At 35.1% G+C, this 20862-nt stretch carries 18 protein-coding genes, 8 tRNA genes and 2 rRNA genes; all 28 read right to left on the minus strand.

What is annotated here, in order from left to right:
* A 16S ribosomal RNA gene (locus IEU88_RS12940) occupies nucleotides 1–64 on the minus strand; the annotation flags it as partial.
* 145 nt (nucleotides 65–209) lie between these two features.
* Nucleotides 210–285, minus strand: a tRNA-Ala gene (locus IEU88_RS12945).
* Nucleotides 286–300: 15 nt separating this feature from the next.
* Nucleotides 301–374, minus strand: a tRNA-Pro gene (locus IEU88_RS12950).
* Between the two features lie 26 nt (nucleotides 375–400).
* Nucleotides 401–477 (minus strand) — tRNA-Arg (locus IEU88_RS12955).
* Nucleotides 478–490: 13 nt separating this feature from the next.
* Nucleotides 491–579 (minus strand) — tRNA-Leu (locus tag IEU88_RS12960).
* Nucleotides 580–586: 7 nt separating this feature from the next.
* Nucleotides 587–661 (minus strand) — tRNA-Gly (locus IEU88_RS12965).
* Between the two features lie 14 nt (nucleotides 662–675).
* A tRNA-Lys gene (locus IEU88_RS12970) sits at nucleotides 676–748 on the minus strand.
* Nucleotides 749–754: 6 nt separating this feature from the next.
* A tRNA-Thr gene (locus tag IEU88_RS12975) sits at nucleotides 755–830 on the minus strand.
* Nucleotides 831–847: 17 nt separating this feature from the next.
* A tRNA-Val gene (locus tag IEU88_RS12980) sits at nucleotides 848–923 on the minus strand.
* Between the two features lie 16 nt (nucleotides 924–939).
* Nucleotides 940–1054, minus strand: a 5S ribosomal RNA gene (gene rrf, locus IEU88_RS12985).
* A 499-nt stretch (nucleotides 1055–1553) separates the two neighbouring features.
* A complete protein-coding gene (gene lysS, locus IEU88_RS12990) occupies nucleotides 1554–3041 on the minus strand; it encodes a lysine--tRNA ligase (RefSeq protein ID WP_103372607.1) in 1488 nt (495 codons plus the stop codon).
* A 169-nt stretch (nucleotides 3042–3210) separates the two neighbouring features.
* The gene (locus tag IEU88_RS13800; protein WP_255312545.1) at nucleotides 3211–3339 is read right to left on the minus strand and encodes a hypothetical protein; all 129 of its coding nucleotides are present in this window, start codon (nucleotides 3337–3339) and stop codon (nucleotides 3211–3213) included.
* Between the two features lie 58 nt (nucleotides 3340–3397).
* Nucleotides 3398–3877 (minus strand): 2-amino-4-hydroxy-6-hydroxymethyldihydropteridine diphosphokinase, encoded by a 480-nt coding sequence (gene folK, locus IEU88_RS12995; RefSeq protein ID WP_096810943.1) that lies wholly within the window; start codon nucleotides 3875–3877, stop codon nucleotides 3398–3400.
* Nucleotides 3877–4242, minus strand: a complete 366-nt coding sequence (gene folB / locus IEU88_RS13000; RefSeq protein ID WP_103372608.1) for a dihydroneopterin aldolase — start codon at nucleotides 4240–4242, stop codon at nucleotides 3877–3879. Before folB ends, folK begins: the two co-directional genes overlap by 1 nt.
* Nucleotides 4220–5023 carry a dihydropteroate synthase gene (gene folP, locus IEU88_RS13005; RefSeq protein WP_096810945.1) on the minus strand — a complete coding sequence of 268 codons (804 nt, stop codon included), beginning with the start codon at nucleotides 5021–5023 and terminating at the stop codon, nucleotides 4220–4222. Before folP ends, folB begins: the two co-directional genes overlap by 23 nt.
* A gap of 302 nt (nucleotides 5024–5325) precedes the next feature.
* Complete coding sequence (gene cysK / locus IEU88_RS13010; RefSeq protein WP_096810946.1) at nucleotides 5326–6258, minus strand: cysteine synthase A; 933 nt, start codon at nucleotides 6256–6258, stop codon at nucleotides 5326–5328.
* 154 nt (nucleotides 6259–6412) lie between these two features.
* Complete coding sequence (gene hslO, locus IEU88_RS13015) at nucleotides 6413–7294, minus strand: Hsp33 family molecular chaperone HslO (RefSeq protein WP_103372609.1); 882 nt, start codon at nucleotides 7292–7294, stop codon at nucleotides 6413–6415.
* Between the two features lie 217 nt (nucleotides 7295–7511).
* On the minus strand, nucleotides 7512–9632 hold the full coding sequence (gene ftsH / locus IEU88_RS13020; RefSeq protein WP_103372610.1) for an ATP-dependent zinc metalloprotease FtsH: 2121 nt from the start codon (nucleotides 9630–9632) through the stop codon (nucleotides 7512–7514).
* Nucleotides 9633–9923: 291 nt separating this feature from the next.
* On the minus strand, nucleotides 9924–10463 hold the full coding sequence (gene hpt / locus IEU88_RS13025) for a hypoxanthine phosphoribosyltransferase (protein WP_096810949.1): 540 nt from the start codon (nucleotides 10461–10463) through the stop codon (nucleotides 9924–9926).
* Nucleotides 10464–10467: 4 nt separating this feature from the next.
* On the minus strand, nucleotides 10468–11757 hold the full coding sequence (tilS, locus tag IEU88_RS13030) for a tRNA lysidine(34) synthetase TilS (RefSeq protein WP_103372617.1): 1290 nt from the start codon (nucleotides 11755–11757) through the stop codon (nucleotides 10468–10470).
* Between the two features lie 216 nt (nucleotides 11758–11973).
* Nucleotides 11974–12372, minus strand: coding sequence for a S1 domain-containing RNA-binding protein (locus IEU88_RS13035; RefSeq protein ID WP_096810950.1), 399 nt, complete (start codon nucleotides 12370–12372; stop codon nucleotides 11974–11976).
* Nucleotides 12373–12472: 100 nt separating this feature from the next.
* Nucleotides 12473–12874: a septum formation initiator family protein gene (locus IEU88_RS13040; protein ID WP_096810951.1), complete on the minus strand. Its 402-nt coding sequence runs from the start codon at nucleotides 12872–12874 to the stop codon at nucleotides 12473–12475.
* Between the two features lie 25 nt (nucleotides 12875–12899).
* Complete coding sequence (locus tag IEU88_RS13045; protein ID WP_096810952.1) at nucleotides 12900–13163, minus strand: RNA-binding S4 domain-containing protein; 264 nt, start codon at nucleotides 13161–13163, stop codon at nucleotides 12900–12902.
* Nucleotides 13150–14352: a MazG nucleotide pyrophosphohydrolase domain-containing protein gene (locus IEU88_RS13050; protein WP_103372611.1), complete on the minus strand. Its 1203-nt coding sequence runs from the start codon at nucleotides 14350–14352 to the stop codon at nucleotides 13150–13152. Before IEU88_RS13050 ends, IEU88_RS13045 begins: the two co-directional genes overlap by 14 nt.
* Nucleotides 14352–15890: a polysaccharide biosynthesis protein gene (locus tag IEU88_RS13055; RefSeq protein ID WP_096810954.1), complete on the minus strand. Its 1539-nt coding sequence runs from the start codon at nucleotides 15888–15890 to the stop codon at nucleotides 14352–14354. The genes IEU88_RS13050 and IEU88_RS13055 overlap by 1 nt, the downstream gene beginning before the upstream one ends.
* Nucleotides 15880–19392, minus strand: coding sequence for a transcription-repair coupling factor (gene mfd / locus IEU88_RS13060; protein WP_103372612.1), 3513 nt, complete (start codon nucleotides 19390–19392; stop codon nucleotides 15880–15882). Before mfd ends, IEU88_RS13055 begins: the two co-directional genes overlap by 11 nt.
* Nucleotides 19389–19961, minus strand: coding sequence for an aminoacyl-tRNA hydrolase (gene pth / locus IEU88_RS13065; RefSeq protein ID WP_096810956.1), 573 nt, complete (start codon nucleotides 19959–19961; stop codon nucleotides 19389–19391). Before pth ends, mfd begins: the two co-directional genes overlap by 4 nt.
* A gap of 196 nt (nucleotides 19962–20157) precedes the next feature.
* Nucleotides 20158–20805 carry a 50S ribosomal protein L25/general stress protein Ctc gene (locus IEU88_RS13070; RefSeq protein WP_096810957.1) on the minus strand — a complete coding sequence of 216 codons (648 nt, stop codon included), beginning with the start codon at nucleotides 20803–20805 and terminating at the stop codon, nucleotides 20158–20160.
* Between the last annotated feature and the right edge of the window lie 57 nt (nucleotides 20806–20862).

Below are 20862 nucleotides of genomic sequence, written 5' to 3' on the forward strand. Positions count from 1 at the left end.
CGACTTGCATGTATTAGGCACGCCGCCAGCGTTCATCCTGAGCCAGGATCAAACTCTCCATAAAAAATTATGATGTTTGATTAGCTCATAAAATACTAATTTGTGTTATCAATAACACGTTGTTTTGATTCAACATTTAATGTTGAATTCGGAATTAACGTTGACATATTGCAATTCAGTTTTCAATGTTCATTGTTTGTTTTTAAATATGGTGGAGACTAGCGGGATCGAACCGCTGACCTCCTGCGTGCAAAGCAGGCGCTCTCCCATCTGAGCTAAGCCCCCATAGTTTTATAAGAGTCGGGAAGACAGGATTCGAACCTGCGACCCCTTGGTCCCAAACCAAGTGCTCTACCAAGCTGAGCTACTTCCCGTATTTATTATAATATGCATTTTAAAATGGTGCGCCCAATAGGAGTCGAACCTATAACCGCTTGATTCGTAGTCAAGTACTCTATCCAATTGAGCTATGGGCGCTCTATTAAAATGATGGTGCCGAGGACCGGAATCGAACCGGTACGATGATCTCTCATCGCAGGATTTTAAGTCCTGTGCGTCTGCCAGTTCCGCCACCCCGGCAATATAATGGAGCAGAAGACGGGATTCGAACCCGCGACCCCGACCTTGGCAAGGTCGTATTCTACCGCTGAACTACTTCTGCAAATTGAAACTGGATGAGCCATAGAGGATTCGAACCTCTGACCCTCTGATTAAAAGTCAGATGCTCTACCAACTGAGCTAATGGCTCATGAAATGGTGCCGGCCAGAGGACTTGAACCCCCAACCTACTGATTACAAGTCAGTTGCTCTACCAATTGAGCTAGGCCGGCTATTCATTTTTAAAAGATGGTGGAGGATGACGGCTTCGAACCGCCGACCCCCTGCTTGTAAGGCAGATGCTCTCCCAGCTGAGCTAATCCTCCACATGATTATTATAAAGCCTGGCAACGTCCTACTCTTGCGGAACGTAAGTCCGACTACCATCGGCGCTAAAGAGCTTAACTTCTGTGTTCGGCATGGGAACAGGTGTGACCTCTTTGCCATTGCCACCAGACAAAATAACTTACTCAATATATGATACACGTTTTATCAAATAATTGCAACGGTCAATTTTACACTATTTTTAAAATTTCTTTAAAAATCATTTACATAAGACTCTGTTGCTTTCTCTTGAATTTGACGACTTTTATATATTACTTCATTTTTCGTTATTAGTCAATAACTTTTGTGTTTTTTATTTTTAAACTTTATATTTAAGATTTCAATGTCTCGTTTCCTCAACTCGACTTGAATAATCTTATCATATGAATATGTTAAATGCCAAACCTTTTTTAGTATATTTTTATATTTTAATAGGCATTTATGTCCCAAACGTTTCTTATTACAAAAATTAATTAAAGTAATATTAACATATCTAATAATTAATAACAGTAATTACATTTATTCCCTATTAATAATATAAAAACTAGATCAGTTATACCCCTATTATACAATATATACTGACCTAGTTTCTTGTTTCTATTTAATTGTGATACGTTTTTTATATAAACGGCTTATTTTTGTCTCATGTATGGGAATAATAGCACGTCACGAATCGAAGCTGAATCTGTAAGCAACATAACCAATCTATCAATACCGATACCTAGACCGCCTGTTGGAGGCATACCGTATTCTAATGCTTCAATAAAATCTTCGTCCATTTCATGTGCTTCGTCATTGCCTTCTTCTTTTTCGACTAGTTGAGCTTCAAATCTTTCTCTTTGATCGATAGGGTCATTCAATTCTGTAAATGCATTGCCGTGCTCTCTGCCTACAATAAACAGTTCGAAACGATCTGTAAATCTAGGATCTTCTGGATTTTTCTTAGCTAATGGTGAAATCTCGATAGGATGTCCATATACAAATGTTGGCTGAATTAATGTTTCTTCTACTTTTTGTTCAAAGAATTCATTTAAAATGTGTCCGTATTTCATATTACCGGTGATTTCGACCCCATGTTCTTTTGCGAGTGTTTTTGCTTCTTCATCACTTTGTACGTTATAGAAGTCTACACCGGTAGTCTCCTTAACTGCATCTGCCATATGGATTCGTTTCCAGTTTGATTCTAAATCAATTACATCTTCACCATAATTAATTTTGGCAGTACCTAATACTTTATTAGAAATGTGTCTGATCATATCTTCCGTTAAATCCATAATATCATGATAATTTGCATATGCTTCATATAGTTCAATCATCGTAAATTCAGGGTTATGACGTGTAGATACGCCTTCATTTCTAAACACACGACCAATTTCATATACTTTTTCCAATCCGCCTACGATAAGGCGTTTTAAGTGTAGTTCAATTGCAATTCGCATATAAAGCGTAGCGTCTAATGCGTTATGATGTGTTACAAATGGTCTAGCAGCAGCACCACCAGCTATTTGATGCATCATCGGTGTTTCTACTTCTAAGAAACCTTGTTGGTTTAAATAGTTACGCATCTCTTGTAAAATTTTGCTTCGGTTAATAAACGTTTTTGTGCTATCTTGATTTGTAATTAAATCGAGATAGCGTTGACGATAACGTTGTTCTATATCTTGTAAACCATGGAATTTGTCTGGTAATGGACGTAATGCTTTAGTTAAAAGGACAAATGATTTAGCTTTAACTGACAACTCACCTGTTTTAGTTTTAAACATTACTCCGTCGATACCGACTATATCTCCTAAATCTGTTGAATTCCAAATATCAAATTGCTCATCACCCACTTGATCTTTTCTTACGTAAATCTGAATCTGACCAGATAGGTCTTGTACATGTGCAAAACCAGCTTTACCTTTACCACGTTTTGTCATGACACGTCCAGCGATGCTAACATGGCTCTCTTCTTCTTTTTCTTGCAATTCTTCTTTTGTAAATTGGTCCCAATCTTCATGTAATGGTGTAGCCATTGAAGTTCTTTCAAATTTTTGACCAAACGGATCGATACCTAAATCATATAGTTCTTGCATTTTTTGACGACGTACTTGCATTTGGTCGTTCATTTCTTCTGACATAACTTTCTCTCCTTTATGCTTCTTGTTCCACATTTTTAGTTTCTTTATTTTTTACTTATTGTTAGAAATTGTGAATCATCTATATCATTTCTTATTTAGTTTCTTTTTGATTTAAAACATTTCTAACTTTGTCTTACTATGAAAAAATTTAAATACGCTGGATACATATTTACACATTCTCATTATGACAACTTTTTTCTCTTTTCAATTCTACTAGACGTTGCAAACGTAATAAAGGGATTAAAAATTCATCTTTTGTAGAAAACACGTCAACAAGTTGTTTAGTTTGTACAAACACATAATAAATGATTCAAAGCTCAACTCATACTTCTGAGCAATTACGCTCTATCTACCTCTCAATTTTGATACTTCTTAACTGAGTTATCAGTTGTCACTAAATTACCCACCTTTTTATTAGTGAGTGGCACAATACAATCTGATGCGATGTCATTTAATGGGATAAGCACAAATGAGCGATCCAACATGCGTGGATGCGGCACAATCAAATCATCTTCTTCAATGACTTGATCACCATATAATAAAACATCGACATCTAAAGTTCTAGGGCCCCATCGTATATCTCTCACTCTGTGCAGTTGTTGCTCTGTATCAAGACATGCGTTCAATAAGGCGTGTGGTTTTAGTGACGTTTGAATTTCAATGCATTGATTTAAAAATTGAGGTTGGTCGACATACCCAACAGGTTCAGTTTCATATATTGGCGATATTTGCGTTACATGGATGCCATCTTTTTCATTCAAAATACGAATGGCCTTCTTAAGTTGTACTTCTCTTTCTCCAACGTTACTTCCTAACCCTAAATATGCATATTCCATTAGAAATTCTCCCTCACTATTTCTATACCTACACCATCATAATGACCTGGTATAGGAGGATTTTCCTTAGTGATCCTAACTTTCGTTTCCATTACACGATTATAGTGTGAATTTATACGTTTTGCAATACGTTCAGCTAGATGCTCTACTAAATTTACTGGTTTACTTTCCATGATTGCTTTAATTTCATCGTATATCTCACCATAGTGAACTGTATCAGTGACTTGATCAGTTTTACCAGCAATACTCAAATCCACTTTCATTGTTACATCTACAATAAATATTTGGCCAATTTCATTTTCTGCTGGTAAAGCGCCATGATAACAATAAAACTTCATACCATTAAGAAAGATTGTATCGTGCATACTCATTCTCCTTTAAATAATCCATACTTTGTCCTAAACGAGCATTGAGTACAACGTTATGCACTCTTACACCTTTAACGCCTTTCATTATACCATATGCAGTCGTGGCTGCTGTCGCTTCATCTCTTTCAGTCGCTTTGGTATCTTTATCAACCATTTCTTTAATAAATCTTTTTCTACTCGTCGCTAATAATACAGGATAGTCTGTAGCTACTAATTCATCTAATCGAGCCATTACTTCTTGTTCTTCTTCTCTGGTTTTAGCAAAACCAATACCCGGGTCAACCCAAACTTTCTCTTGAGGAATGCCAGCCATTTCCGCTTTGTTAGCTTGTTTTAATAAATATAAGAGCATTTCTTCAACAACAGGTTCTGACCTCTGACCATCACCATTATGCATCAGTACAATTTCACCTTCATATTTGGCTACAACGTCGAATATTTTTTCGTCATACAAACCAGCCCATTGATCATTAATCATAGTTGCGCCTAATTTCATTGCAGCTTCTGCAATCTCACTTCTATATGTATCAATAGAAAGTTGAATATCAAATTGATTTAACGCTTTTACAACAGGAATTACGCGTTCCAATTCTTCTGTCACACTAATTTCTTCATAGCCTGGACGTGTAGATATACCGCCTATATCTATGATATCTACACCTTCATCAATCATTTCTTCAGCTCTTTTGATTGCTTTTTCTACAGAATTATATTTACCGCCATCAGAAAATGAATCTGGGGTCACATTTAATATGCCCATAATTTTTGTATGTGCCATAGTCACTTCTTCCTTTCACGCTTAGATGCTCCATTAGCATTATAATTACTATTCTATAATAACGCTAATTATTATTTTTTTCAGTAAACAATGCTTAAACCATTTATAAGAAACAATTAACGAGATGCTCATTTTTAAAAAGAAACCTAGCGGTCATTTAATTGACTTTTGCATTTCAATATAAAATACTGAGTTTTTATTACAGGTAAAATATAAAATCAACCAATTGTTTTCCTTGAACGATTATTAATACTAAAAAAAACCGATCGCGTATATACACGACCGGTTAGGAAAAATAAAATTTAATCTTCAAATGAATATAACGGTGTAGAAAGGTAACGTTCACCATTACTTGGTAATACAGTGACTACTGTTTTACCTTTACCTAATGATTTAGCTTTTTCTAAAGCTGCATAAATTGCTGCACCAGAAGAAATACCACCTAGGATACCCTCTTCTTTAGCAACTTTACGAGACATATCCATTGCTGTTTCGTTACCAACTTTGATTACTTCATCATAAACATTTGTATCTAGTGTGTCTGGTACAAAACCAGCCCCTAAGCCTTGTAATTTATGTGGACCAGGTTCTCCACCACTTAGTACAGGAGAATCTTCTGGTTCAATCGCCACAAGATTAATGTCAGGATATTTTTCTTTCAATACTTTACCGGCACCAGTCAATGTACCCCCAGTACCAACACCTGCTAAGAAAGAATCAATTGTTTTTCCTTCAAACTGTTCGACCAATTCTGGACCAGTTGTCAATTCATGTACGCGTGGATTAGCCGGGTTTTCGAATTGTTGTGGTTCATAATAACCGTATTCTTCTTTTAGTTCTTTCGCTTTTTTAATAGCACCTTTCATCGCTTCTGCCCCTGGTGTTAAAACCACTTCTGCACCGTAAGCTTTCAATAGATTACGACGCTCTTGACTCATTGTTTCAGGCATCGTAAATACTGCATTATAACCTTTAGCAGCACATACAAAAGCTAATCCGATGCCTGTATTACCACTCGTTGGTTCGACAATTGTATCACCTGGTTTAATCTTACCTTCTTTTTCGGCTGCTTCAATCATCGCTAAGGCAATACGGTCTTTAACTGAGCCCGCTGGGTTTTGGTACTCTAGTTTTACGTAAACATCTGCTGAATTTTCATCCACCACATTATTTAATTTAACTACCGGCGTATTGCCAATAATTTCGACGATATTATTTACTGGTTTATTTGTCATAAGTATTGCTCCTTTTCATTAAAAAGTCTAAAACCTACTTTTTCTATCGGATATACTTTTCATTTTATCAGATTTTGTTTTGAATACAACTGAGAAGATTGAATATTGCAATATTTTTATAATATGCTACTGTTACACTTCTATTTTATAGCAATTATTGCATCTTTTCTAATAATTCCTGTAATTCGCTTTCTGAATATTGATATTTGTTTCTGCAAAAGTGACATTCTGCCTCTGCGCCATGATCTTCATTAATCATGCTTTCTATTTCAGCTTGGCCGAGGCCTTTGATTGCATTCAAGAATTTTTCATGACCACAATTACATTCAAAACTTGTAGGCATATTTTCTAAAATTTGTACATTATCTTCTCCTAGTACTTCAAATAGAATTTCTTCAGGTGTTAAGCCTTGATCAATCAATTTAGAAACTGGCGTCATGTTATTGATAACTTCTTCCAACTTATTAATCGTTTCTTCTTCAGCACCAGGCATAACTTGAATAATAAAACCGCCAGCTGCTTTGATAGAATTATCAGGGTTTACTAGTACACCTAAACCAACAGATGAGGGTGTTTGTTCACTTTTAGCAAAATAGTAAGTGAAATCATCCCCCAATTCACCGGATACAAGTGGACTTGAACCTGAAAAATAGTCTTTCAAGCCAACATCTTTTACTACTGTTAATGCGCCATTACTGCCTACCGCACGGCCAACATCTAATTTACCTACGTTATTTAAAGGAAAATGTGTTTGTGGGTTTGTTACATATCCTCTCACGTGGCCATTAGCATCTGCATCAGCAATGATTTTTCCAATCGGGCCTTGGCCATCCACGGTAACTGTTAATTTTTGTTCTCCTTTAAGCATAGCCCCCATCATTAATGTAGCAGTCATTGTTCTGCCAAGTGCTGCAGATGCTGTTGGCCAAGTATAATGTCTTGTTTGCGCTTCTTGTACGCTTTCTGTAGTTAAGGCACTATATGCTCTTATTTGTCCTCCATAAGCCAATGCTTTAACAATATAATCGTTTGTCATTTCTGTAATTACTCCTTTGATTTATTTTAATGTTTAAATTCATTTTTTAGTTTTCATTTAGAACTTTTTACTACTTTTTATCAATGCAATTTATTGTAATTGTTCAGGCAAAAAATTGCTACATATCTGTTTATAATGTTTATTTAAAAAATAAGTAACCATAAAAAGCTTCTTTCTACATCAATATGATAGCAGAAAGAAGCTTTTCGTTCAGTTATTAATTTCTATTGCTTGGATCATTAGGATCGCTTGGATTGCTTGGTTTATCAATGTTCGGCGGTTGTTCATGACCTGTGTCTTCATCAGAATCATCATCGCCGTCGTGTTGTCTTTTTTCTTTTTCTTTATCGATATCTTCTTCTTCTTTGCGGTCTTCTTCTTGTTGTTTATTACCGATGTCTCGTTGCTCTTTACGGACATCTTCATAAGATTTACCGTATTTACCTTCTTTAAATTCTTTTTCTTGATCACTCACAACTTTCGCTGCATCATAATCCACTTCAGGAAGTACACCATCATAGAATAATGAATGAATTTGTTCAGCAACTAATGTTTCTTCTTTTAATAAAGCCTCTGCAATTAAAATTAATTGTGATTGATGTTCTAAAAGAATGTCTTTGCAACGTTCATATTGCTCTTTGATGATACGTTGGACTTCTTTATCGATTTCATAAGCAATTTGACCAGAGTATTCTGGTTCGCCTTGCATATCTTTACCTAAGAAAACTTGTCCACTGCCACTGCTTGAGAATTGAACTGTACCGAGTTTCTTACTCATACCATATTCAGTAACCATTTGACGCGCGATTTGTGTTGCACGTTCAAAGTCATTTGAAGCACCAGTTGATACTTCGTTGAAGTTAATATCTTCAGAAACACGTCCGCCTAGCAAGCCACAAATTTTATCTAATAACTCTGGTTCAGTCATTAAGAAACGATCTTGTTTTGGTAACATCATTGCGTAACCGCCAGCTTGTCCACGTGGCACAATAGTCACTTTATGGACAACCTCTGCTTCATCAAGTACCATACCAATAATCGTATGACCTGCTTCGTGGTGCGCCACAATATTACGTTCTTTTTCTGAAATAACACGTGATTTTTTAGCAGGGCCAGCAATAACACGGTCAGTAGCCTCTTCTATATCACGCATGTCGATTTTCTTCTTACCTTCACGCACTGCAACTAATGATGCTTCGTTTAATAAGTTTTCTAAATCTGCACCTGAGAAGCCAGGTGTTCTTTGAGACACTGCTTTTAAATCCACTGTTTCATCAAGTGGTTTATTTCTAGCATGAACATGTAAAATGGCTTCACGCCCTTTGACATCTGGACGGCCGACTTGGATTTGTCTATCGAAACGACCTGGACGTAATAATGCCGGGTCTAAAATATCAGGTCTGTTTGTAGCGGCAATCATAATGATACCTTCATTTTCACCAAAACCATCCATTTCAACTAGCAATTGGTTTAATGTTTGTTCACGTTCATCGTGACCGCCACCTACACCAGCGCCACGTTGACGACCAACTGCATCGAGCTCATCAATAAAGATAATACAAGGTGCGTTTTTCTTAGCATTTTCAAACAAGTCACGTACACGGCTTGCACCGACACCTACAAACATCTCAACGAAGTCTGAACCACTGATTGAGAAGAATGGCGTACCTGCTTCACCAGCTACTGCACGCGCTAATAATGTTTTACCGGTACCTGGAGGCCCAACGAGTAAAACACCTTTTGGAATTCTAGAACCCATTTGTTTAAATTGTTTATTATCTTTTAAGAAGTCTACAATTTCTATTAATTCTTGTTTTTCTTCTTCTGCACCCGCTACATCTGAGAAGCGTACACGTTTTTTCTGGCTATCGTACATTTTAGCTTTGGACTTACCAAAGTTCATCATACGGCCGCCACCGCCGCCGCCTCCTTGTGCTTGGCTAAGGAAGAAAATAAATAATAAGGCAATGATTAATACAGGAATTAATGTAGTTAAAATACTTACAAATACACTTTGTTTTTCTTCTTCTTTAACTGTAAATTTCAATCCATCTTGATTTTGTGCTTTGTCTGTTATTTTTTCAAGCTCTTTATCATTGTTATATAAAATTGTTGAAGAATAATCTTCATCATTTTTAGTTTTACCACTTACCATATATACATTTTGTTCAGGTTGAATTTCTAATGATTTTAGTTCACCTTTATCCAGTTGCTTAACAAATTGGTTATAAGTAAGCTGTTTTGGCATATTTCCGTTACCATTTAGCCACGAAAACAAACCAAATATAATAACGCCAATGATTGCGATAACTAGCACGTTACGAAAGGCTTTCTGCATGCGTCGTTTCCTCCTACTTCAATAATAAAACTAACAAAAATTGTAACACAATACATAAGTTTCAGGCCAGTAATTATACTTTTTGTACATATGTTAAGACCTTTGTTAATTTTTTACTTTAATAATTTTTTAGATAAGATATACAAATGTTAAAACATACGCTTTATTAAACTTCTAAAAGTTTATGTATAGGCGAGTCAATTAAGTTAACATCACTATGTATATTAACTTATATTATCTAATTACGTTTTATAGTATATAACAATATTTCATCCGATTAAATTGTACTGCTTACTTTGAATAAATTTCTGGTTTAAGTGTGCCGATAAACGGTAGGTTTCTGTATTTCTCAGCGTAATCTAAGCCATAACCCACAACGAATTCATCTGGTATCTTTTTACCCACATATTTGGCTTCGATATCTGCTTTGCGTCGGTTTGGCTTATCTAACAATGTTACAATTTCAAGTGAGTTTACTTTTCTTGATTCTAATAATTCTGTAATTGATTTTAAAGTTGTCCCTGTTTCTAAAATATCTTCGATAATTAAAAGATCTTTCCCTTCTATAGAAGCACTCAAGTCTTTTAATATTTGTACTTCACCAGTAGACTCTGTCCCACCATGATAACTAGAAACATCCATAAAATCGATAGCTAGGTGTGTATCGATGTGTTTAATAAGGTCTGTCATAAACATTACTGAACCTTTTAAAATACCTATGCAAACAAGTGGCTTACCAGCGTATGCTTCAGTGATTTTCGCTCCTAAATCTTTGCATATGCCTTCTATTTCTGCCTCGTCTAATAACACTTCTTTTAAATCATCTCGCATATTTTCATTCCTCTCCCATATTTCGTATAAAAATAGATGTTTTATATTTATTATTTAAATATAACGTACCTACCGCAATAATTTCATCATCTGCATTAACTAAAATCGGTAACTGATTTCGTTCGGTTTGTATAATTTTATAATCAATAAGTAACCTACTAACCTTTTTGTGGCCTTGTACACCATTTAGTTTGAATTTATCCCCATCGTTTCTTGTTCTGACGAGTAATGGGTAACACTCATTTGGAAAATCATTCGTAATATCAATACTATAATGACCATAGTTATATACACCTGGGTGTTGAATCTGTATTGGCACAAGAGATTCATTATAATTTGCCATTATTATAAATTTATCATAAGCGATATAAATATTCCATTTATCTGTCGTATATAATGTGCATTGACTTACATGATTTTCAATTTGCCTGAACCAAGATTCATACATTTTTTCTGTCATCGGTTTTAATATACCTAATTTCGAAACAATTATATCTAATATGATTGTTTTCAAATTATGATTTAAATTAGAAAATAAGTCTCTTGGGATTACTATTTCTCTCTTATTAGCAATACCTTTAACATACATTTCAATAAAATGATTTGCTTCTTTTTTAAGGTCTTCTAGTTGTGTGTCATGCCATGCTTTCAATTTTAACAATTGTTTTGTCGACAAATGGCAGTTACGTTCTATTGCTGGTAAAATACGATTACGAATATCATTTCGTACATACTGATTTTCAGCATTCGTTTCGTCTTCATAATAAGGAACTTCATGCAAGCGCTGGTAATTTCGAATCTCAGCTTTAGTTATTTCTAACAGAGGTTTGCACAATGCATATGACCCTCTTGCAGTAAGATACGACATACCCAAACTACTTCGAGTGGAACGCCCAGTCATCAATCGATAAAAAATCGTCTCAATTTGGTCGTCTTGATGATGTGCCGTTAATAAAATATCTGCGCCAAGTTTTTCCATCATATCATCAAACCACTCGTAGCGTTTTAATCGAGCGATGCTTTCAATACTATTCCCTTTCTCAACGGCATTCGATAAGTCTAAATGATGCACGTATAGGGGAATTTGGTATGAAGTACAGAAATGTTTTATAAATGTTTCTTCTTCCTTTGCAACATCGCGAATATGGTGATTCACATGTAAGCACGTTAGTTTACGATATGTTTGAGATAAATCAGTTATTAATTGATGCAATAATGCCATACTATCTATGCCTGTAGAAACAGCCAACACAATATGTTGATGCCCATCCCAACCGGCCGTGTTAATCTTCATCATAGCTTACCTCCTTTATCATAATATGAAAGTACTCCGTATCGCTAATTATTGGTACGATTGGTAAGTCTATATACAACAAAAAAGAGACTGTTTCCTTAAGCAAGAAAACAGTCTTATATTGTTAAAGTCAAACTTAATTTAGAATCATAATAAATGTTGTACTTAAGCAATTAATTTAAGTTCTCTTGGGAACAGTCTTATTTTATATATTTTTTAGCGTCTAGTGCCTTTTCCGCCACGTCTAGATTCAGTTTGACGTTTAATAGAAGTTAGCTTATCTTCGCTATCTTTTAAGAAGTTTGTTAATTTCTTTTCAAAATCCTCACCTTTAGGCTGAGATTGTTTATGATTTGGTTTGTTTTGAGGTCTACGTGGACGATCTTTTGCTTTTTTAATTGATAAACTAATTTTTCCGTCATCAGCAATTGAAAGCACTTTAACTTCAACTTCCTCACCAACAGATAAGTGATCCTCTACGTTTTCAACGTAATTATCTGCAACTTCACTTATGTGAACTAAGCCACTTTTTCCTTCTGGAAGCTCGACGAAAGCGCCAAACTTTTTAATTCCAGTGACTTTACCTTTAAGCTTGTTTCCTACTTCGATTGACATATTATAAATAAATCCTCCCGATTTGTTTCGATTTTAATCCTATTATATGCCTGTTTGCATAAATTAACAATGGTATAATGATGCAAAAAATTAATTTCAATTATTTACTATCTTTTTTATCTTTAGATTTAGAGTCAGACTTATTATCGCTAGGCAATTTAAAAATAACTTCCCCGTCGTTACTTAAATAGTAATCATCTCGTGCAACTTTTTCAATATAATCTTTATCATTCAAATTATTTAATTGCTCCTTCAACGCTAATTCTTCATCTTGTTGTTTTTGATATTTTTGTTCTTTTTGTTGACGTTCGGCTGCATCTTCACTATTACTTTGTTTTTGAGTGACAAGCATTACAGATAAAATAATGATAATGAGTAGTAAGATACCGCCAAATAAAGTGATACGTCTGCGAATGACACGTTTTCTCGTTTGTTTTTGTTGCTTTTTTTTATTTTCTGATGAAGTATACGTATTCCCTATATTTTCAACTTTTTTACTCAATTGCTTGTCACCTCTCTTTCTATATTTATATTTCACTTACTTTTTCTTCTTTAATTAATTCGTACATGCCTTTTGCATTTTCTTTCGTTGCATGTTCACTTAATCCTGTTACTTTAATTGTTACCACTTTTTGCCCAAATCGAACAACAAGTTCGTCAGATTCTTTAACATCTGTGCCTGCTTTAGCAACTGATCCATTGACAGTGACACGTCCTTGGTCACTGATTTCTTTTGCCAACGTACGACGTTTTACCAACCTTGAAACTTTAAGATATTTATCTAATCTCATCCCTTTTCCCTCCTTGCTCTAAAATTTGCTTTAAGTCCGCTTCACTTAATGACATATTTTTGGTTTTATCATACAACGCTAAGAAGTGGTCTGCAAATACTTTTTCAAACTTAACACGTTGTTTCTTTCCTTCTTTCGATTTCGCATCGGACCATATATTTTTTAAATCTTCTTCCGTTTCTGCTTTAGCATCATTAAAAACATGTGGGTGTCTGCGTATCATTTTTTCTGAAAGACTTTGAATCACTTCGTATATATCGATGTAACCTTCTTTTTTACCTATACTTGCATGGAGCAACACCTGTAAAAGTATATCTCCTAACTCTTCAATCATATGCCAGTCATCTTCATTATCGATGGCTTCAAATAATTCAAATGTTTCTTCCAATAAATAACGTTTTAACGTGTGATGTGTTTGCACTTTATCCCATGGACAGCCTGTTTCCTCATCCACAAGTCGTTCTATAATACTAACTGCGTAGTCAAAATCACTATAATATGCTACTTCTTTTTCAACTTTCGGAATAAATACACTGGTTATGTTATTAAAAGCGTCGCTATAATGGTCTAATTCGTATAAAGGCGTGGCAATTACGTTGGCCTTGTTGTTTCTGGCTCCGTCCACAATATATACCATTTGTTCATCACTATAGCGTTCCATCAATGTTACTTTTAAATCGCCAGCAACCATCGAACTATAAACTTGCGTAACCAATGTATGTGTTCGGATATTCAGCTGTTCAGTTTGTATATCTGTTGTATCTAACATGGTAAAGCCATCATTCGGGTCAACTTTTATAGCTTCAAATATATCGTCTATAAAACTTTTTCCGCCTAAAATTTCAACTTCAACATCAGCATGTGTTTGGGCATATTGCTCTAATTTCACTGTCGTCGTTTCAGCTACACGCGGATGACCCGGCACCGTATATACAATGTCGCGTTCATTTACAGCGCTTATTAATTGCGACACAATTGATTCATACACTTCTTCAAAGGATTGGTTGTTTTGATATGCTTGGTCAAAACTATCGAATTGAATACCTTCCATCGTTAAGTCTTGAATAACTGGATGCTCTAATGTACGTGTATATACTAACGTTTGTTGTTTTAAAAATTTATAAATACCTAAAGGTAAATCATCTACACCATAATTGCCTAGCCCAACAATTGTGATTTTATTTGTCATTAACGTTTCCCTCTTTTCATGTGGAATAGCTTATCTCCAAAAGGTAAATGCTTAAGTTCTCTAAAGCTTAATAAATTCAGACGTACAATAGCAAATATCACCACACTTATGCCCATAAATGCTGCTATCGCTAACTCAACTAATCCTTCAACTCTTCCTTCACCTGGGATAAGAAGTAATACAATTTGTACGGCAAACGATAGCATCACCATTGTGAGCAGTAATTTAAAGATAAATTTTTGCATCGCTTGAAAATGATACGCTTTTAATACTTGGATATGCAATATCCAAACAAATACAATAAGTGATAGTACAGTACTCAGACTTGCGCCTATTATTGAAAGTTGCGGTATTAACACAAGGTTTAATATCGTTTTAATAACAATGCCAGCGCAGAACGCTAATAATATCATTCTCACTTGATTTTTCACTTGTAGTAACGCAATATCCATCATTATGAGAGACACACATATGACTGTAAGCATATAAATTGAAAGCGTTCCGTTTAAGCTATCGTTTTTAAAAAACACATGGTTCATGATTGGAAGCAAATTGATTAAACCAACGGCAGCTGACACACTAAATAAGATGGTTATCTTTATAGACGCATTAGCATAACGATTCATGCGCATATATTGTTTCGTTTTTATCGCATCAGTCAGTAGTGGAATAAGCACAAAACAAAATGTAGTTGTTACAATCAAACCCATCTGAATAAATGAAGCGCCTCGGTCAAAAATTCCTTTTTGAACTGTAGCTGCTTCAAAACCTAGGCCCATATACTGAAGTGAACGTATTATTGTAAAGCTATCAACTACTTGCCATACAATAACAATCAATTGACTTACTGCAAAAACGATAATTCCAAGCGTTAATTTTTTCCAAGCTACATGGTTTCCTGTATATGTGCGTGTTAATTTAAATGGTCTGCGTTGTATCAGAAATAGGCTTGAAACTAAAAAACCTATTGCAGAGCCAAGAATCGCTAATGTACCCGCTTGGTAAATATCCCATGACTGACTTGCGAACATCACGATAGCAGCCATTATAATTGCTACACGAATAAACTGCTCTATTACCTGTGAAATAGCTGGCGTGTTCATATGTCGGTGCGCCTGGTAATACCCACGATATACACCGAGGACACCAACAAATAAAAAGCTAACACTTGCCGCTCTTAACATGGGTGCTAAATTGATATCTCCCATCAGTAGTGCCACCCAATGGGCACAAATGAACATTAGAAAGAAAAATACAATACCTATATATTGCAACCTTAGTAATACGCGAGTGTATTGACTGGCTTGACCGTTCACACCGAAAGTTTGAGTTACAGCACTTGGGATTGCATTCATTGTTAAAATAACGCCTAATGCTACAATTGGATAAACTTGTTGGTAAGCGTATAATCCCTCGTCCCCTAGTATATTTTGATATGGAACGCGATACAAAGCACTAAGTACCTTGACGATAATAAGTGCTATCGTAAGTACAACGACACCATTAAAAGTATTTGGTGTGTCAAATTTAGTTTTCATCCGGTATAACCATACTTTCTTCTAAACATTTTGCTAAGAATTTTAAGTTATCTAACCAAGCTTTACCTTTATTTAACGTCACTTTCATTTTACCATCTTGAACGCCAACTTTCATTGCACGCCCTAAAGGTTGTGTTTGTTTAAAGAGTGTTTCACCATTTATATCAGTAGTCCCTTTTTCAGATAAATCAATTTCAATTTTTTTACCCATATCTTTAATTAGTGTTACTCCTGCGTGCAATGCATATACTTTAATTTCCATCATTTCTAATAATCTTTCAACTTCAACAGGATAGTCGTTGAAGCGGTCTATGAGCTCATCTTTAATGTCCATCAATTGTGATTTTGTTTCAATTTTACGCAGTTTTTTATAAATTTCAATTTTAGCCTGTTCATTTGGAATATATTCTGCTGGTAAATAAGCATCAATATTTAATTCTATTTCAACTTCTGGTACGTCAGGTTTTTCTTCTTTAATACCGCGTTTTTCATTAACGGCTTCTTCTAACATTTGGGAATATAAATCAAAGCCTACTGAATCAATAAACCCATGCTGTTGCTTACCTAAAAGGTTACCAGCACCACGAATATTCAAATCACGCATAGCGATCTTAAAACCTGAACCTAATTCAGTGAATTCTTTAATTGCTTGTAATCTTTCTTCCGCAGTTTCTGATAACACTTTATTAGAAGGGTGTAAGAAATACGCATAACCAATACGACTTGAGCGTCCCACGCGTCCTCGTAATTGATATAATTGACTAAGCCCAAATTTGTCAGCATCCTCAATAATTAAGGTGTTCGCATTTGGGACATCTACGCCCGTTTCAATTATTGTTGTTGTGACAAGAATATCAAATTCATGATTGATAAAACTCAACATAGTTTCTTCTAAGTCTCGTTCATTCATTTGTCCATGCGCTACGCCAATATTGGCGTCTGGCATTAACATTTGTAACTGTTCTCGTTTCTCATAAATCGATTGGACTTTATTATATAAATAAAACACTTGTCCATCTCTTGAAAGTTCTCTTTCCAAAGCTTCTTTAATAAAATTCATATTTTGTTCTAACACATAAGTTTGGACTGGAAAACGATTTTCTGGTGGTGTTTCGATCACTGATAAATCACGAACACCTAACATACTCATATGCAACGTTCTTGGGATAGGCGTTGCTGTTAGCGTTAATACATCAACATTGGCCTTAAGTGATTTAATTTTTTCCTTATGTCGCACACCAAATCGTTGTTCTTCGTCGACAATTAATAATCCTAAATCCTTATAATGGATATCTTTACCTAATAGTTTGTGTGTACCTACAACAATATCCACCTCACCTGATTTCAAACCTTCTTTAACTTCTTTAACTTCTTTGGTAGTTCTAAATCTACTAATGAGTTGAATTTCTATTGGGAAATCTTGCATACGTTCTATTAACGTTTCATAATGTTGTTGCGCTAATATTGTCGTAGGCACAAGGAATGCTACCTGCTTACCTTCCATAACTGCTTTAAACGCTGCTCGAACGGCGACTTCTGTTTTACCGTAACCAACATCACCGCATAACAGTCTGTCCATTGGTCGCTCAACTTCCATATCTTGCTTAATTTCTTCAATCGATTTTCCTTGGTCGGGTGTCAATTCATAAGGGAAATCTATTTCAAAATCATTTTGCTGTGGTGTATCTGGCCCATATTTATACCCAACTGACATTTCTCTTTCTTTATATAGTTCTATTAATTCATCAGCCATATCTTCAACATTTTGTTGAACCTTGGCTTTTGTTTTTTTCCATTCGGTGCCCCCGAGTTTGTTTAACTTGGGTGACTTGTCTTCGGAAGCCACGTATTTTTGTACTTGATCCATTTGATCGACGGGTACAAATAATTGGTCGGTTCCTTTATATTGCAGTTTGATATAATCTTTATGAACGCCTCCAACTTCAAGGGTTTCAACACCTAAATATTTACCGACACCATGATGCACGTGGACCACAAAATCTCCAACTTTTAAATCTTGATAGGATTTAATTTTCTCTGCATTGGTTAATTTTTTATGTTGTTTCGCTTTTTTCTTCTGCTTAGATTTAAAAAGCTCACGTTCTGTTACAACGGCTAACTGCATATAAGGTAATTCAAAACCTTCTGACAAACTACCTTCAGTGATAATTGCGCTACCACCTTCAACCTGTGGGCTTGGTGTATCGATAAACGTTGGTATATGCATTTCATTTAACATTGATTGGATGCGCTCTTTTTTTAATTCAGTTTCTGCTAATACGATGACAGTATAATCATTCTGAATAAAACGCTGAAATTCTGAACGCATAATATCATATTGACCGTAAAATTGTTGTACCGGTTTACAAGAAAACTTAATGATATCATTCAATTCTACAGACATGGTCGTAGTAAATAGCGTAAAGTACGTGACTGGATATTGTTTTAATAAAGATTCAAAACCATCATATTGTAAAAAGTTTTGACCCATAAACCCTTTACCACTCTCGATTAAACCTTGCATAAATTCATCCGCTTCAGAAATCAGGTTTGTTTCTGTTTCTTTAATACGATTGTATTCATCAACAGCAACTATGGCATCATCTTTGAAATAATCAATAATGGTTGCAGGTTCTTCATACATAAACGCTACAAGCCTACGTAGTACTTGATGATCAAATAAAGAAGATTCAAACAGCTGAAAGCTTTCATAAGTCTCTTTCAAATCATTACGTACTGATTTATCTATTTTAGGACGCGTATATTCATATGCTTCTTTTAACTTTAATTTTGTATGTTTCAATACATCATCAGTAATGATATAATCACTGGCCGTTGTGATTTCTACTTGATCTAAATTAGCCTCTGAGCGTTGTGTTTCCACATCAAAGTGGCGAATAGAATCTACTTCTGTATCGAACAGTTCAATTCGTACAGGCATGCCTATCAATGGGTATATATCAATAATCCCCCCACGTAAAGAAAATTCCCCAATATGTGAGACAACGCTTTCTCTTCGATATCCCATGTTCACAAGTTTATTTAAAAATTCATCAATGTCTATATCGTCGCCAATAGCTAGTCTAAGTTGATGCGATTGCCACATTTCAACTGGTGTTAACCACTTTTTCAATCCGTTTAAAGGCACGATAAACAAGCCTCTCTTTTCTTGAGCAAGCGCAGTTAATGTGCGCACACGTTCACTCATAAATTGAGGGCTTTGTGTTGAAAATTCTTCTGTCATAATATCTTGCATTGGATATTTGTATATATCATCAGCGTCTATATATTGAAGCAAATCGCTTTCTAACTTATCGGCTTGATATAAGTTATTTGTTATCACAAGCATTTGTTTAGGACTGTGAATAAACTTTTCAGCTATAATGGTCGCTTTGGCAGAACTAGATAATCCTGTTACTAATACATTTTCTTCACCAAATACTGCATTCAATTCTTGGTAACGTTTATCTTCTTTAATATATTCTGTAATTATTGATTTCACTTGACCTCACCATTAAACTCATTCATCACATGATCAAAACGAGCGCTTTCAATATATGCTTCTACTGCACGTGCTGAATGTTCTATTACTTTATTCATTGTTTCCATTTCTTGTTTTGTAAACCTTTGTAAAACATAATCAACGATAGACATGCCATTGGAAGGACGATCCACTCCTATTCTAATACGTTTAAATTGATCTGTACCTAAAGATTGTATAATCGATTTCATACCGTTATGACCACCAGCGCTTCCTTTTTGTCGCAAGCGAATCTCACCTTGTGGTAAATCTAAATCATCATATAGTACGAGTAAATCGTCTACATCAATATCATAATACTTCATCAGCGGGCCTACTGCTTCACCAGATAAATTCATCATCGTCATCGGTTCAATAAACATAACTTTTTCACCCGCTAAACGTTCTATGGTATAAGCACCTTTATATTTTTGTTTATCTAATTTAAATTGGTTTTGTTCTAACATATAATCAACGACTTCAAACCCAATATTATGTTTGGTTTGCTCGAAGCGTTTGCCTATATTGCCTAAACCTACAATACATTTCATTACGTTACCTCCAATAATTATTAATCGTCATATATTTTTGTTATTTTGTAACTTTATCATGTCACTCATTTTTGTAATCATATCATTCACTATATTAACATAAAAAAACACCAGCTTAACGAATTAAGCATGGTGCTTTTATAAGGATATGTTTTCTTTATTGAAATCGTGTGTCATAAAGAAGGGGTTAAGAGAATTATTCTTCTTCTTTTTCTTCTTTATCTTCACCTACAACTTCAGGCTCTTCAGTTGTTGATTCGCCTTCCATTGCTTCGATTTCTTCTTCTGTAGGTTCTTCAGTTGGAGGAACTACAGTAACTACTGAGTCTTCAGGATCATTTTCAATTGTGAAATCACCTGAAACTTTAATGTCTGCTACTGTGTAGCTATCGTTGATTTCTAATGCACTAATGTCAACTTCAATTGACTCAGGGATATTATCTGGCGTAGCAGTTACTTCAAGATCGAATAGTGGTTGTTCAACAACGCCACCTTCTTTAGCGCCTACTGCTTCACCAACTAGTTGAACTGGTACTTCAACAGTACGTTCTTCGCTCATATTGATTGCTAAGAAGTCAATGTGAGTGATCTGGTTTTTAAGTGGGTCGAATTGGTAGTCTGAAACCATTACTTTAATTGTTTTAGAACCTACGCCTAATTCGATAACACCGTTACGTCCAACTTCACGGATAACTTTGATAAATTCTACTTCGTCAACTTTAACTGAAGTATTTTTTGTACCGTAACCATATACGATTGCAGGTACTTTACCAATTTTTCTAAGTGTTTTAAGGTCTGAACGTGTTTGTTTACCTTGACGAATAATTGACTTTAATGAAGCCATATTATTTCCACCTTTCATTTTTTGTTCTTATCATCTGAATAAGAACCCCTCACTTGC

This window comes from Staphylococcus nepalensis, assembly GCF_014635045.1.
Classification (GTDB): Bacteria; Bacillota; Bacilli; order Staphylococcales; family Staphylococcaceae; genus Staphylococcus; species Staphylococcus nepalensis.